At 71.5% G+C, this 13,901-nt stretch carries 14 protein-coding genes, 1 pseudogene and 1 riboswitch; of the genes and pseudogenes, 13 read left to right on the plus strand and 2 right to left on the minus strand.

What is annotated here, in order from left to right:
- The first annotated feature begins 464 nt into the window (after positions 1-464).
- The 5 genes from nikR to ACPCJR_RS19800 all read left to right on the plus strand — a co-directional run bounded on the left by nikR (position 465) and on the right by ACPCJR_RS19800 (position 4,784).
- The gene (gene nikR, locus ACPCJR_RS19780; protein ID WP_391514619.1) at positions 465-938 is read left to right on the plus strand and encodes a nickel-responsive transcriptional regulator NikR; all 474 of its coding nucleotides are present in this window, start codon (positions 465-467) and stop codon (positions 936-938) included.
- 128 nt (positions 939-1,066) lie between these two features.
- A complete protein-coding gene (locus tag ACPCJR_RS19785) occupies positions 1,067-1,549 on the plus strand; it encodes a MarR family winged helix-turn-helix transcriptional regulator (protein WP_391514617.1) in 483 nt (160 codons plus the stop codon).
- The gene (locus ACPCJR_RS19790; protein ID WP_391514615.1) at positions 1,546-3,585 is read left to right on the plus strand and encodes an FUSC family protein; all 2,040 of its coding nucleotides are present in this window, start codon (positions 1,546-1,548) and stop codon (positions 3,583-3,585) included. The genes ACPCJR_RS19785 and ACPCJR_RS19790 overlap by 4 nt, the downstream gene beginning before the upstream one ends.
- The gene (locus tag ACPCJR_RS19795; protein ID WP_110353597.1) at positions 3,582-3,791 is read left to right on the plus strand and encodes a DUF1656 domain-containing protein; all 210 of its coding nucleotides are present in this window, start codon (positions 3,582-3,584) and stop codon (positions 3,789-3,791) included. The genes ACPCJR_RS19790 and ACPCJR_RS19795 overlap by 4 nt, the downstream gene beginning before the upstream one ends.
- Before the next feature lie 48 nt (positions 3,792-3,839).
- Positions 3,840-4,784, plus strand: a complete 945-nt coding sequence (locus tag ACPCJR_RS19800) for an efflux RND transporter periplasmic adaptor subunit (RefSeq protein WP_391514613.1) — start codon at positions 3,840-3,842, stop codon at positions 4,782-4,784.
- 153 nt (positions 4,785-4,937) lie between these two features.
- Here the strand turns inward: ACPCJR_RS19800 and ACPCJR_RS19805 are convergent, their stop codons facing one another.
- A complete protein-coding gene (locus tag ACPCJR_RS19805) occupies positions 4,938-5,567 on the minus strand; it encodes a trimeric intracellular cation channel family protein (protein WP_391514612.1) in 630 nt (209 codons plus the stop codon).
- 12 nt (positions 5,568-5,579) lie between these two features.
- Positions 5,580-6,314, minus strand: coding sequence for a L,D-transpeptidase (locus ACPCJR_RS19810; RefSeq protein ID WP_391514610.1), 735 nt, complete (start codon positions 6,312-6,314; stop codon positions 5,580-5,582).
- Positions 6,315-6,662: 348 nt separating this feature from the next.
- A riboswitch (glycine riboswitch) is annotated at positions 6,663-6,752 on the minus strand.
- Positions 6,753-6,861: 109 nt separating this feature from the next.
- Between ACPCJR_RS19810 and ACPCJR_RS19815 the strand changes: the two are divergent.
- From ACPCJR_RS19815 to ACPCJR_RS19850, 8 genes and pseudogenes are all read left to right on the plus strand, one after another.
- Positions 6,862-7,131: pseudogene (locus tag ACPCJR_RS19815) on the plus strand (putative sulfate exporter family transporter); the annotation flags it as partial.
- Positions 7,132-7,425: 294 nt separating this feature from the next.
- Entirely contained in the window at positions 7,426-8,886 is a 1,461-nt protein-coding gene (locus tag ACPCJR_RS19820; protein WP_391514608.1) for a helix-turn-helix transcriptional regulator, read from the plus strand.
- A 97-nt stretch (positions 8,887-8,983) separates the two neighbouring features.
- On the plus strand, positions 8,984-9,148 hold the full coding sequence (locus ACPCJR_RS19825; RefSeq protein WP_391514606.1) for a CsbD family protein: 165 nt from the start codon (positions 8,984-8,986) through the stop codon (positions 9,146-9,148).
- 64 nt (positions 9,149-9,212) lie between these two features.
- On the plus strand, positions 9,213-9,560 hold the full coding sequence (locus ACPCJR_RS19830) for a CsbD family protein (protein WP_391514604.1): 348 nt from the start codon (positions 9,213-9,215) through the stop codon (positions 9,558-9,560).
- Positions 9,561-9,607: 47 nt separating this feature from the next.
- Positions 9,608-10,528 carry a PhnA-like protein gene (locus ACPCJR_RS19835; protein ID WP_391514602.1) on the plus strand — a complete coding sequence of 307 codons (921 nt, stop codon included), beginning with the start codon at positions 9,608-9,610 and terminating at the stop codon, positions 10,526-10,528.
- A gap of 101 nt (positions 10,529-10,629) precedes the next feature.
- Positions 10,630-10,833, plus strand: a complete 204-nt coding sequence (locus ACPCJR_RS19840) for a CsbD family protein (protein WP_391514600.1) — start codon at positions 10,630-10,632, stop codon at positions 10,831-10,833.
- 75 nt (positions 10,834-10,908) lie between these two features.
- Positions 10,909-11,292 carry a CsbD family protein gene (locus ACPCJR_RS19845; RefSeq protein WP_391514598.1) on the plus strand — a complete coding sequence of 128 codons (384 nt, stop codon included), beginning with the start codon at positions 10,909-10,911 and terminating at the stop codon, positions 11,290-11,292.
- A 328-nt stretch (positions 11,293-11,620) separates the two neighbouring features.
- Entirely contained in the window at positions 11,621-13,900 is a 2,280-nt protein-coding gene (locus ACPCJR_RS19850; protein ID WP_391514596.1) for an ATP-binding protein, read from the plus strand.
- Position 13,901: the final 1 nt, after the last annotated feature.

Below are 13,901 nucleotides of genomic sequence, written 5' to 3' on the forward strand. Positions count from 1 at the left end.
TTGCAAAGCTGGAGGTGATGCCGGCGAGCAGCGTCAGGCGCGGCTGCGGGCTGGTGAAGATCGCGGGCGGCCGAAGCCGAGACCGACGAGCCGAAGTTGAAGATGCTCTCGCTGGTGCCGACGGAGGCGGGATCGGCCGGCGGGATGGGCATGAGGCCCGGCGGCGCCCTGGGCTCATCCGAACGTTCGAACAAGGAGTAGGCACAAGCTGCGCATTTTTCATACTCCCTGGCGCCCTGACGCCGTCCCCTCGTCCCGTTGTTCCCTTGCACTGCAGACCCTCTCTCGGCCCGCAATGCCCGGGCGCGCCCGACCGGTCGCGGCGTTTTCAAGATCCGTGCCGATCGGGAAGAGGCACCGGACTTGCGGCGGCGCCGGGCCGGGCCGACACTGTCCGCAGGGATGCCGAGCGAACCCCCGGGACCACGCGCCCCGGCCGGTCGCCGGCAGGGCCGGAGTCCTCCATGCAGCGCATCACCATCGCCATCGATGACGACTTGGCCGCCGCGCTGGACGCCTACATCGACGGAACGGGGGCGGCGAGCCGTTCCGAGGCCATCCGCGACCTGATGCGGCGCGGCCTGTCCGCCCGGCCCGAGGCGCCGGTCGACGCGCCGTGCTTCGGCATCGTCAGCTACACGATCGACCAATCCGTGCGGACGCTTGCCACCCGGGTGCCGCAGGGTCGGCTCGACCGGCACGATCAGGCGGTCGCCTCCCTGTCCGTCCCGCTCGACCACACGACCTCGGTCGACGTGACCGTAATGCGCGGCCCTGCGGGCGATGTCTCGGCCTATGCCGAGAGGCTGTTCCTCGAACGCGGGGTCATGCACGGCACGCTCAACCTGATCCCTGTGGCCCACGACACGCATGTGCATGCGCACGAGGACGGCGCGGCCGGAACCCACACCCATCTGCGCGTCCGCAGCGGCTTCTGACGGCCCGCGCAGGTGCCGACAGGCCGCGGGCCCGGACTTGTCCGATCCCGCCAAAATAGATAGCATACTATCTTTATGGCCGTGTCGCCGTCGGAAACGTTCCTCATCGTCGCTGTGGGAAGAATGCGTTGGCCGCCAAGGACCGGACCCGGCTGCATCGGGACTACACCCAGACCCTTCTTCTCACGGGGCGTCAGTGGCGCCGCCTCGCCGACACGGCGACGGATGCGCACGGCATCTCCGACGCCGCCGCCCTGCCGCTGGTGATGATCCGGCGCATGGAGGGCGAGCCCCGCCAGAACGCCCTGGCCGAGGCGATCGGCATCGAGGGGCCGTCGCTGGTGCGCCTGCTCGACGGGCTCTGCGCAGCGGGGCTGGTCCAGCGGCAGGAGGATGCGACCGACCGGCGGGCCAAGGTGCTGAGCCTGACGCCGGCCGGCGAGGCCTTGGTCGCGAAGATCGAGGCCGATCTCGACCGGTTGCGGGAGCGCGTCTTCGCCGGGGTGAGCGAGGCCGACCTGGAGGCCGGCCTGCGGGTCTTCCGGGCCGTTCAGGAGTTCGGCCGCGACGCGCCCGCGACCGAGCCCTCGAACGGGGAAGCCCGCGAGTGACGCTCCCCGGCTGGCGCGACTGGGCCTTCTCGATCAAGACCTTCGGGGCCGGGATGCTGGCCCTGTACCTCGCGTTCTGGATCGACCTGCCCAAGCCCTATTGGGCACTCGGGACCGTCTACATCACCAGCCAGGTGCTGGCGGGCGCCACCCGCTCCAAGGCGCTCTACCGGGTTCTCGGCACGGCGCTCGGCGCGGTGGTGACGGTCGTCCTCGTGCCCAACCTCGCGAATGCGCCGGAACTGCTGACCGTCGCCATCGCGCTCTGGGTCGCCGTCTGCCTGTACGTCTCGCTGCTCGACCGCACGCCGCGCAGCTACCTGATGATGCTCGGCGGCTACACGGCCGCGCTGATCGGCTTCCCGAGCGTCGGCGATCCCTCGGCGATGTTCGACACCGCCGTTGCGCGGGCGGAGGAGATCACCCTCGGCATTCTCTGCGCCGGCCTCGTCAACACGGTTCTGCTGCCCCGCTCCGTCGCGCCGGTGATCGCGGGCCGACTGGACGCGTGGCTGCGCGACGCGCGCGGCTGGGTCGTGGACGTCCTCGGCCGCGCCCGCACGGCCGAGGACAGTCAGGCCAAGCGCCTGCGGCTGGCGTCGGATGCCGTCGCCTTCGACGCCCTGGCGACACCCCTGCGCTACGACATGACCGGGGCGGAGCGCTCGGTCGAGGCCATGGCGACTTTGCGCCAGCACATGCTGATGTTCCTGCCCATCGCCTCGGCGATCGCCGACCGCATCGGCACGCTGGAGCGGACGGGAGCGCTGCCGCAGCGGCTGCGCAGCCTCCTCGACGACATGGCGGCGTGGCTCACCTCCGGCACCACCGATCCGGTCGAGGCCGCGCGGCTGAAGGCACGCGCAGGCGAGATCGAGCCGAGCCTCGGCGAGCGGGCCGCCTGGGACGATCTCGTGCGCGCGAGCCTCCTGGCGCGCCTGCGCGACTTCATCGACCTGCGCCAGGACGCCCGCCTGCTCCAGCGCCACATCGCCGACGGCACGCCCGTCACCGAGACGCTCGCATTCCGCTACACCGCGGCGGCGCGCACGATCCGCCACCGCGACCACGGCATGGCGCTCCTGTCCGGGATCGGCGTGTTCCTCTCCATCCTGCTCACCTGCGCGATCTGGATCGCGACCGGCTGGCCCGACGGGGCCGGCGCGCCGATGATGGCGGCGGTCGGCTGCAGCTTCTTCGCCGCTCAGGACGACCCGGCGCCGTTCATCGTCGGCTTCGCCAATTCGGCCATCCTCGGTGCGCTGGGCGCGGGCGCCTACCTGTTCGCGGTGCTGCCGCTCGCCACCACCTTCGAGATGCTGACCCTGGCGCTGGCACCCGGCCTGCTGCTCTGCGGGGTGTTCATGACGCAGCCGCGCACGGCGCCGATGGCGATGGGCGCGGCGGTCAACGGCTCGGCGATGATCGCGCTCCAGGGCAGCTACGCGGGCGACTTCGCCGCCTTCACCAACGCCTCGGTCGCCGTCATCCTCGGGATGTGGTCGGCCGCCCTGGTCACGCGCCTCGTCCGCTCGGTCGGGGCCGGCTGGTCGGCCCGGCGCCTGCGCGCCGTCAACCGCCGCAGCCTCGCCGAGGCCGCGGAGCGGCGCGGCGCGCAGGACGGGCTCGAACTCGCCGCGCTCATGCTCGACCGGCTGGGCCTGATCGCGCCGCGCCTCGCGGCCCTGCCGCCGGACGACGCGGAATGGACGGCGGATCTCCTCGCCGAGGTCCGCGTCGGCATCAATCTGGTCGAACTGCGCCGCGACCGGCGGCAGCTCTCAGGCCCGGCAAGGGCCGCGGTCGAGGCGCTGCTGGTCGCCCTGGCGCGCCATTTCAGGAGCGCCGCCGTCCCGCCGCCCGCCCTTCTGGACGCCATCGATGCGAGCCTCGACGCGGTCTCGGCCGATGCCCGGCAGGCGCCCGGCCGAGCCGCGCTCATGGGCCTCGTCGGCATCCGCCGGGGCCTGTTCCCGGACGCCGCTCCCTACCGGGCCGCCACGCCCTCCACCCCCGACGCGGAGCTCGCGGCATGACGGGCGAGTTCGATCTCTACGGCGTCTTCGTGCCCAGCCTCGCGGCCTGGATGCTGCTCGCCCTCCTGATTAGCCTTCCCCTGCGGCGGCTCCTGGCCTGGAGCGGCTTCTACCGCCTCGTCTGGCACCGCCCGCTCTTCGATCTCGCGCTCTACGTGGTGCTCCTCGGGGCCGTGGTCTCGGTCGCGGTTCCCCTCACTTCGTGAAGACCCGGCTCTTGCGCGCCCGCCGTCCCGCCCTTCGGACCTCTTCCCATGCCCCGGTTCCTCGCCCTCTCGTTCCGCCTTCTGGTCACGCTCGGAATGGTCGCGGCCGCCGTCGTCGTCGGCCTCGCGCTGTGGGACTACTACATGGAGGCCCCCTGGACCCGGGACGGGCGCGTGCGGGCCGACGTGGTGCCGGTGGCTCCCGATGTCTCGGGCCTCGTCACGGAGGTTCTCGTCTCGGATAACGGCGTGGTGAAGCGCGGCGACGTGCTGTTCCGGATCGACCCGGAGCGCTTCGCCCTGGCCCTGCGGCAGGCCGAGGCGGTGGTGGAGGGCAAGCGGGCGAGCGCCGAGCAGGCCTCGGCCGATTACGCCCGTTATTCGAAGCTGAGCGACGCCGCCGTGTCGCAGCAGCGGGTCGAGGCGGCCCGGGCCACCGATCTGGAGGCCAAGGCGGCCTACGATCAGGCGGCGGCTGACCGTGATCTGGCCAGGCTCAACCTCGAACGCTCGGCGGTGAAGGCCTCGGTCAACGGGCGCATCACCAACATGGAGCTTCGGCCCGGCGCCTACGTCACCACCGGCCGCGGCGTGATGGCGCTCATCGACAGTGACACGCTCCGGGTCGAGGGGTACTTCGAGGAGACGAAGCTGCCGCGCATCCATGTCGGCGACCGGGCGCGCATCCGGCTGATGGGCGAGGACGCCACGCTGGAGGGTCATGTCGAGAGTATCGCCGGCGGCATCGAGGACCGTGAGCGCACCGCCGGCTCCAACCTGCTGGCCAGCGTGAACCCGACCTTCGCCTGGGTGCGGCTGGCGCAGCGCATCCCCGTCCGGATCAAGCTGGCGGCGGTCCCCGATCGCCTGCGGCTGGTCTCGGGCCGCACCGCGACGGTCGCGGTCGAGCCGAAGGGCGAGACGCCGCATTTCGACCTGTTACGATTCTGGCGCGGGGGCCCGTCCGCCGCTCCGAGCGGCAACGGGCGCTGAGGATCGGGCGTCCTCGCCACACGCTCCGCCCCCCGTCGATTTCGCACGATCCCCGGCCGGGAGCCCCACCCTGAGCCCGTCGCCGCCTAACCCCGACGACGGCCCGGGCGGCCTCCGCGCCCGCGGGCCGAGCGGGCACCGCCCTGCCGCCCGTCAGCCTTGCGGGAGACCGGACCGGGGGCGGTAGCGCGGCAGCGCCCAGCCGAAGCGGAGCGAGGCGGCGCGCACGGCGAGACAGACCAGGAAGCCGAGACCGAGCGCGAGGTCCCGCTCCGCGCCCAGGGCCGTCAGCGCCACGAAGCTGCCCGCGCCGGCCCCTGCGGCCGAGGCGTAGATCTCGCGGCTGAGGATCACCGGGCTCTCGCCGCCGAGCAGGTCGCGGACCACGCCCCCGAAGGTGGCGGTGACGACGCCCATGACGACGGCCACCGTGGCGCTCGCCCCCGCCTGCAGCGCCCGCTCCGCGCCCGCCACCGCGAACAGCGCGAGGCCCAGGGCGTCGAGCCAGATCAGGAAGCGGTAGCGGGATTGCGGGATGTGCGCGGCGAAGAAGACGAGGCACGAGACGAACAGGCAGGCCAGCAGGTAGCTCGGCTCGCGGGTCCAGAACACCGGCGCGCCGAGCAGCAGGTCGCGGATCGTTCCGCCGCCGATGCCCGTCGCCGTGCCGAGCACGGCGAAGCCGACGAAGTCCATCTCCTTGCGGGAGGCGACGAGGGCTCCCGTGACCGTGAAGACGATCACGCCGAGCCAGTCCAGGGTCGCTGTTGCGGTCTCGAACATCGCAAGGGGTCTTTATTTGAAGAGCAGGACTTGGTTGTCGGCGCGCGGGCGTTCGTCCCACTCGCGCTGCACCATCACCTCCGGCTGGGAAGTCTTCACGACGACCGTGGTGCCGAGGGGCACGCGCCCGTAGAGATCGAGGATGTCCTCGTTGAGGAGCCGGATGCAGCCCGAGGAATCCGTGCCGCCCACCGTCCAGGGCTCGTTGGTGCCGTGGATGCGGTAGAGCGTGTCGTGCGCGCCCTGATAGAGATAGAGGGCGCGGCAGCCGAGCGGGTTGTTCACCCCCGGCTCGACGTAGCGCGGGAGATCGGGCCGACGCTTCAGCATCGCCGGCGTGGGCCGCCAGCCCGGCCACTTCGCCTTGCGCCGGACCGCCGCGATGCCCGACCACGTGAAGCCGGCCCGCCCCACCCCGATGCCGTAGCGGAGCGCGGTCCGGCCCTCCAGCACGAGGTAGAGGAAGCGCTCGTGCGTATCGATCACGACGATGCCGGCCCGCTCCGGCCCGTCGTAATCGACGCGTTGCTTGCGGAATTCCGGCGGCACGAGCGCCAGATCGACCTTGGGGATGTTGAACGGCTCGTCCGGGATCTCGCCGATATACCAAGCCTCGCGGTTCGAGGACGGGGCGACGGGCTCCGGCGTCTTCGGCGCCTCGGGCTCGGTGTCCCAGAAGAACGCCTGCGCGCGGCCGGGAGCCAGGACGGCCGCGGCGAGGAGAAGGGATCGACGGGTGGGCAACATCGGATGACATCCAAGCTGTGTTTGGGGGCGGGCTGTGTTCGGAGGCAGGCCGTGTTCGAGGAGACGGCGCGCGTCGGCGCGCCGCGGCAGGCCACGGGCACGCATCGACGGGTCGGCTCGCGGCACGGGCCGGCCGGCTTTCGGACAAGGTGAGGCGGGCGCGAGCCGAGCGCGGCTCGCAGCGGGGCGGACGTTAAGCGGGTGTCATCGTGCAGACCTCCGAGGACGCGTCGCGTGCGGTGTGCACGCAGAGCCCCCTCTGTCATCGGCCTGAGAGTTTCGCCGGAGTCTCGAAAGGCTCGGCTTACACCATCGGCGGGAGCGTCGGCTCCGCTTTCCAGAGTGTCGAACGAACGAGCGGTCCGGGTGCCTGAGAGTTTCCGGGGCGGTTGCTCCTTCGGCGGCCGGTTCGCACCGGCTCTCTCCCGCTCGTCGATGCCCCCGACTTGGCCGCTCGTTTGAGGCCGAATTGTGAGACCAGCCGCATAATTCGTTAGCTTGCGATCAAATAAGTGCGCTGCCGCACGGCTGCGCCTGAACGGCAAGAGCATCCCGCGCCGCCTGGGCCCCGCCGGAGCGCTTTCGTGCCGGCATCGCCTTCGGCGCCGCGCTCAGCCTCGCGACTCTGTGGGCGGCCGGCGCCGGTCTTCTCGTCGGCATCGCCGCGGTCGTGGCGCTCGCCATCGCCGCGACCGTCCCTGTCATCGGCCCGGACGGCGAGGATGTCGCCGCCTCCATCGCCTTCACGGCCGTGCTCGGCGTTCTGGTGGTGCTCGCCCTGCCGTTGCTGGTGCCGCTGCTCGGCCTGTCGCCCGTTGCGCAGCGGGTCGAGGATCACGGCGCGAGAATCATGGCACGGGACACGGATCGATCGCAGTCATCCGACCCTCTGCCGGCGGTTCCGACGCCGGTCCGAAGGCGTCGAAGGCTACTTCGGGGAATGCGCGCCCGAAACACCGCCCCTCACGCTCGGAGCTGGTCGATAACGATCGCGTGTGTGGTGCAAGTATACCAGCGAAACGCGCATTTCCCCTGGAACTCGCTTGCGCACAACCCGTTAGTGGCCCGCTGTCGCACCGGCAGTAACAAAGATTAAGGGCTGTTCCGAGCTGTGACCGCGGATGTCGACAGACATGAACTCCGGCAGATCATCGCCGGGTTGAGCGAGGGGGTGATCCTGGTCGAGCCCGACCAGACCATCGCCTACGCCAACGCGGCGGCCCTGGCGATGCACGGCGCCGAGAGCCTCGACGAGATCGGCGCGACCGTCGATGCCTATCGCGAGCGGTTCGCCCTGCGCTACCGCAACAACCGCCAGCCCGAGACCTACCCGATCGAGCGCGTCGTGGCCGGCGAACAGTTCCACGACGTCGTCGTCGAGGTCCGGCGCGCGGACAGGCCGGATCGGGACTTCGTGCACTCGCTGCGAAGCCTCGTCGCCACCGACCGGCAGGGCAATCCGAGCTGCCTCGCGCTCATCCTCAAGGACGTGTCCGACCAGTTCGAGGCCGAGGAGCGCTTCGAGCGCACCTTCAACGCCAACCCGGCCCCCGCGATCATCACGCGCCTGTCCGACCTGCGCCACGTGAAGGTGAATGCCGGCTTCCTGGAGATGAGCGGCTTCACCCGCGACGACGTGATCGGGCGCAGCGTCTACGAGGTCGACGTGCTGGCCAATGCCCGCAACCGCGACCTCGCCGTGGCCCGCCTGCACGAGGGCGGCACCATCCCGCAGATGGAGGCCTGCCTCGCCCTGCCCGGCGGGGGGAGCCGCTTCGTGATCGTGGCCGGGCAGCCCATCGAGATGGGCGACGAGCCCTGCATGCTCTTCACCTTCGCCGACCTCGAACTGCGCAAGAAGGCCGAGACGGCCCTGCGCCAGAGCGAGGAGCGCTTCGCCAAGGCCTTCCGCCTCACGCCCGTGCCGACCGTGCTGGTGCGGGCAGGCGACATGCACGTCACCGGCATCAACGAGGCCTTCAGCCGCGTCTTCGGCTTCGGCGAGGACGGGATCGTCGGACGCAGCGTCGCCGAGGCCGGTCTCTGGGTGACCGAGGCGCAGCGGGTCGCCTTCGACGCGGCCCTGGCCCGGCAGGGGCACGTGCTGGGGGTCGAGGTCTGCCTGCGGCACGAGAGCGGGACCAACCTCGACTGCCTGATCTCCGCCGAGCGCGTCGCCATCAACGACACCGACTTCGTCCTCCTCGTCCTCCAGGACATCACCGACCGCAAGCATACGGAGCGGGAGCTGTTCGACGCCATCGAGACGGTGATGGCCGACACCTCGTGGTTCAGCCGCGGCCTGATCGAGAAGCTGGCCACCCTGCGCCGGCCCGGCCAGGAGAGCGCCGATGCCTCGGCGCCCAATCTGACGGTGCGGGAGCGCCAGATCCTGAACCTGATCTGCTCGGGGCTCGACGACGACGCCATCGCGCGCAAGCTCGGCCTGTCGCGCAACACCGTGCGCAATCACGGGGCCGCGCTCTACCGCAAACTCGGCGTCCACCGGCGCACCGAGGCCCTGGTCTGGGGCCGGGAAAACGGCTTCCCCTATCCGATATCTGGTAGTTAGCACCTGCTCTACTGGTATTTTCTTACCATTGATCTCTCGCGAAACCCCCACATCTGAGGATCAACCCGGTTTCTCCTCGCACAGGACGCGGTGCCCCATGAGCGAACGAAAGACCGGGCGAGAGAACGAGACCTCCGCCGAGCGCCTGAAGGCTTCGGTGAAGGACGCCATCGGCAAGCTGACCGGCGCGAGCCGGAACGAGGCCGAAGGCCGGCGCAGGGACCGCGCGCCGCCGGGAACGGCGAAGCCGCGCGGGCGCTGAGCGAACCCCATCCGCGGCTCCCGTCCAGGGCGCGGTCATCATCCACCGACGACAGGAGAACGACATGGTCGATATCGACAGGATCACGGGCGCGGCCAAGGAATTCGGCGGCAAGCTCCAGGGCGCGGCCGGCGACGCGACCGGCTCTCGGAGCGACTCTCTCGAGGGCCGCGCCCGCGAGGCGGCCGGGCAGGCCGAGAACCTCTACGGCCAGGCCAAGGACGCGGTCCGGACCGCGGCGGACGAGGCCTACGACTACGCCGAGGACGCCTATGAGCGCGGCGGCCACTACCTGAGCCGGGGCCGGCGCGAGGTCAGCCACGGGGTCGCCGAATACCCGCTCACCTCGCTCCTGATCGCCGGCTTCGTCGGCTTCGGCCTGGGCCTGCTGCTCAACGCGAACCGCGACTGAGCCCCTCTTCAGACTTTCCGACGATCCGAACTGCCCGGAGTCAAAGCGTGACCATTCAGACCACCGTTCCCCCGCTCGCGGCCGACGCGCAAGCCGACACGCGCGCCGTCCTGCTCAACCAAGTGTCGTGGGGCGCCGTCTTCGCCGGCAGCGTCACCGCCCTGGTGACCCAGGTCATCGTCAACCTCGTCGGCGTGGGGGTCGGCCTCGCTTCGGTCGGCACCACCGCCGCCGACAATCCGGAGGCCTCGACCGTCTCGCTCGGCGCCGGGCTGTGGTTCGTGGCCTCGGGCATCGTGGCCTCGCTCGCGGGCGGCCTCATCGCCGGCCGCCTCTCGGGCAAGCCCCTGCCCGGCACGGCCGCGCTGCACGGCCTCGTCTCCTGGGCCGTGACCACGCTCGTCGTGCTCTACCTGCTGACCTCGGCGGCCACCGGCCTCGTCGGCGGCACCCTGAGCTCCGTCTCCGGTGCGCTGGGCGGCGCGGGCAACCTCGTCGGCGGCACGGTGCAGACGGCCGCGCAGGCCGCCGCCCCCTCGCTCTCCAAGATCTCGAACCCGCTCGACGGCATCGAGCAGCGGGTGAAGGAGCAGACGGCCGGCCAGGACCCGCAGGCCGCCCGCGACGCGGCGGTCGCCGCAATCCGCGCCCTTCTTTCGGGCGATGCGGCCGACAAGCAGCAGGCCGAGACCCGCGCGGCCGATGCGCTGGCCCGGGCGCAGAACATCCCGGTCGATCAGGCCCGCCAGCAGGTGCAGGACTACAAGAAGCAGTACGAGCAGGCGGTCGCCACGGCCAAGCAGAAGGCCGAGGCCGCCGCTCTGGCCACGAAGTCGGCCGCGACCCAGGGCGCCTTCTACGCCGCTCTCGCCCTGCTCCTCGGTGCGCTCGCCGCCTATCTCGGCGGCCGCCTCGGCGCCCCGAAGCCGGCGACCCTGGTCGGCGCCTACGACGCCCGCCGCGTCTGACGCCCCCGAACCCGACTCCCGCCGCGCCGTCCCGGCCGGCGGGAGCCTCCCCCGATCGGCCGCACGGGTGACGATCGACCCGCGATGAAGGAGAGAATCCGATGAGCAGCACCACCGACAAGATCAAGGGCCTCGCCAACGAGGCCGCCGGCAACGTCAAGCAGGGCATCGGCCGGGCGACCGGCAACGACAACCTGACGGCCGAGGGCAAGGCGCAGGCGCTGAAGGGCGAGGCGCAGCAGACCGTCGGCAAGGTCAAGGACGGCGCCAAGGGCCTCGCCGACAAGATCACCGGCAAGAACTGAGAAGAACCGAGCCTGCATCGGGAGAGCCGGCCCGTCCGGCCCCGTCGCTCCGACCCACAGCCGAAGGAGAACCGCATGAACCGCGACCAGATCCGTGGTGCCTCCCGTCACCTCAAGGGCCGTGCCCAGACCGCGCTCGGCGGCCTCGCGGGCGATCCCGTCCGCCAAGTGCGCGGCGCCGTGAACCAAGTGGCCGGCGGGGCGCAGTACACCTACGGCCGGGCCCGTGACCGCGCCGAGGATCTCGCCGAGGACGGCCGCCACCTCGCCCACGCCGCCCGCGAGCGCGCCGACGACCTGATCGGCGACGGCCGTCATCTCGCCCACGAGGCCCGCCGCCGCGGCGAGGCCTACGGCCGCCGGGCGATCCGCTACGCCGACAATCATCGCACCAACACCCTCGTCGGCCTCGCGGCGCTGGCGTTCGCCGCCGGCTGGCTCGCCCGCCGCACCCGCTGACGGAGATGTGAATCGTGTTCCGCAAGCTTCTGACGGCCTTCGTCCTGCCGAAGGTCATCGCCTTTATCGGCCGCCGCTACGGTCGCCGCGGCAGACCCCACTGAAGCCCGCGATCCCATCGCGGCCCCCATGGTCGGCGCGCTCCGGGACGGCGCGAGCGTACCGGCCCTCCCCTCGCGCCCGGTCCGGCGCGAGGGGTCATCCGCCGCTCCGCGAGCGAAGCTCAGACCGCCTCCCGCGCCCGATCCTCCGGGCCGCGCCCCGGGTCGCCTTGGCCGCGTCGGCACTGTATGCTCGCCGTGCACGGAGGTGGAACGGGAGATCGGGATTGGGTTCTGGCGCACCGTCGCTGGCAGCGGCACATTTGACGGCCTGCGACCGGGAGCCGATCCACATCCTGGGGACCCTGCAACCACACGGTTTCCTCGTGGCGCTCGACGGCACGGACCTGCGCGTCGTCCAGGCGAGCGCCAACGTTCCCGGCCTGCCCGGACGCCCGGCCGCCGAGATCCACGGCAAACCGCTCGCGCGCGCGCTTCCCGAGGCCGTCGCGGCGGTCGAGGCTTTCCGTCTCGCCCCGGCGGAGCGCGAGGGCGCCCGCTACCTCGCGAGCCTGACGCTCGACACGCAGGAGGGAGCCCGCTCCTACGATCTGGCGGCGCACCGCTCCGCCGACCTCATCGTCCTCGAATTCGAGGAGATCGCCAGCGAGGCGGCCTCCTACCAGAGCCTCGATGCGCTCTACCCGCGCCTGAGCGCGTTCGTGGAGGGTCTGCACGCCGCGGGCTCGGTCGCGGACCTGTGCCGTCTGCTCGCGGCCGACATCCGCCACATCACGGGCTTCGACCGCGCCCTCGTCTACCGGTTCGACCGGGACTGGCACGGCACCGTCGTGGCCGAGGCCGGCAACGGCAGGCTGCCCTCCTATCTCGACCTGCGCTTTCCCGCCTCCGACATCCCGGCCCAGGCGCGCGAACTCTACCGGCGCAACCGCCTGCGCATCATCCCCGATGCCGCCTACGAGCCGGTCCCGATCCTGCCGACGCTCACCCCCGGGACCGGCGCGCCGCTCGATCTCAGCCAGTCGGTCCTGCGCAGCGTCTCGCCCGTCCATGTCGAGTACATGCGCAACATGGGCACGCAGGCCTCGATGTCGGTCTCGATCATCGTGGACGGCGCGCTCTGGGGCCTGATCTCCTGCCACAACAAGGCCGCCCACCGCGTGCCGCTCCAGGCCCGCAACGCCTGCGACTTCCTCACCCGCATCTTCGCCCTGCAGCTCGCCGCCAAGGAGCGCGGGGCGCTGGCCGAGCAGCGCATCCGCCTCGGCGCGATCCAGGCGCGCCTTCTCGGCTACATGGCCGAGGAGGAGCAGTTCATCGACGGCCTGCTCAACCACCCCGCGGACGTTCTCGCCCTGGCCGACGCCGCGGGCGCGGCCGTCGTCACGGCCGAGAGCTGCCGCCTGCTCGGCGCCACGCCGTCCGTCGGCGAGGTGCGCGCCCTCCACGACTGGCTCTCGGGGCAGTCCATGGGCGACCAAGTCTACGTCACCGACGCCCTCGGCGAGGCGTACGCGCCGGGCCGCGCCTTCGCGGACCGGGCCAGCGGCCTCCTGGCGATCTCGATCTCGCAGAAATACGCGAGCTACGTCCTCTGGTTCAGGCCCGAGGTGGTGCAGACGGTGAAGTGGGGCGGCGACCCGACCAAGGCGGCGACCTCCGACCCGGCCGGCGGCCCCGAGCGGCTTCATCCGCGAAAATCCTTCGAGACCTGGAAGGAGACCGTTCAGGGGCGCTCGCTGCCCTGGTCGGCCCCCGAGATCGACGCCGCCAAGGACCTGCGCGCGGCCGTGCTCGGCATCGTGCTGCGCCGGGCCGAGGAACTCGCGGCGCTGAGCGAGGAATTGCAGCGCTCGAACAAGGAGCTGGAGGCCTTCTCCTACTCGGTGAGCCACGACCTGCGGGCGCCCTTCCGCCACATCGTCGGCTATTCCGAGCTTCTGCGCGCGCGCGAGGCCGAGCGCCTCAGCGAGAAGGGGCGCCACTACGTCGACACCATCGCCGAGGCGGCCCTGTCCGCGGGCCGGCTCGTCGACAACCTGCTCAACTTCTCCCAGATGGGCCGCAACGCGCTCAACCGCGTCTCCGGCGACATGGGCCAGCTCGTCGAGGAGGTCCGCCGCCGCATCGCGCAGGACGTGCCCCCGGAGCGGGTCGTCCACTGGCGGATCGGCCCGCTGGGACGGGTCTACGCCGACCCGGTGATGCTGCGGCTCGTGGTCGAGAACCTTTTCTCGAACGCCGTGAAGTATACCCGCGACGTGCCCGAGGCCGTGATCGAGGTCGGCCGCGAGCCCGATCAGGACGGCGAGGCCGTGTTCTACGTGCGCGACAACGGCATCGGCTTCGACATGGCCTATGTCGGCAAGCTGTTCGGCGTGTTCCAGCGCCTGCACCGGGTCGAGGACTTCGAGGGCACCGGCATCGGGCTCGCCAACGTGCGCCGCATCGTCGAGCGCCACGGCGGCCGGACCTGGGCGAACGGCGCCCTCGGCCGCGGCGCGACCTTCCACTTCACACTCCCCTCGCGTGATGGGGCACGCTGAC

The sequence above is a fragment of the Methylobacterium sp. NPDC097929 genome, from assembly GCF_049543375.1.
In the GTDB taxonomy this organism is placed as follows: domain Bacteria; phylum Pseudomonadota; class Alphaproteobacteria; order Rhizobiales; family Beijerinckiaceae; genus Methylobacterium.

What these genes read in the sequence shown, in the direction of transcription:
- nikR (WP_391514619.1), top strand. Translation starts at nt 465, where the DNA reads ATGCAGCGCATCACCATCGCCATCGATGACGACTTGGCCGCCGCGCTG.
- ACPCJR_RS19795 (WP_110353597.1), top strand. Translation starts at nt 3,582, where the DNA reads ATGACGGGCGAGTTCGATCTCTACGGCGTCTTCGTGCCCAGCCTCGCG.
- ACPCJR_RS19800 (WP_391514613.1), top strand. Translation starts at nt 3,840, where the DNA reads ATGCCCCGGTTCCTCGCCCTCTCGTTCCGCCTTCTGGTCACGCTCGGA.
- ACPCJR_RS19805 (WP_391514612.1), bottom strand. Translation starts at nt 5,567, where the DNA reads ATGTTCGAGACCGCAACAGCGACCCTGGACTGGCTCGGCGTGATCGTC.
- ACPCJR_RS19810 (WP_391514610.1), bottom strand. Translation starts at nt 6,314, where the DNA reads ATGTTGCCCACCCGTCGATCCCTTCTCCTCGCCGCGGCCGTCCTGGCT.
- ACPCJR_RS19825 (WP_391514606.1), top strand. Translation starts at nt 8,984, where the DNA reads ATGAGCGAACGAAAGACCGGGCGAGAGAACGAGACCTCCGCCGAGCGC.
- ACPCJR_RS19830 (WP_391514604.1), top strand. Translation starts at nt 9,213, where the DNA reads ATGGTCGATATCGACAGGATCACGGGCGCGGCCAAGGAATTCGGCGGC.
- ACPCJR_RS19840 (WP_391514600.1), top strand. Translation starts at nt 10,630, where the DNA reads ATGAGCAGCACCACCGACAAGATCAAGGGCCTCGCCAACGAGGCCGCC.
- ACPCJR_RS19845 (WP_391514598.1), top strand. Translation starts at nt 10,909, where the DNA reads ATGAACCGCGACCAGATCCGTGGTGCCTCCCGTCACCTCAAGGGCCGT.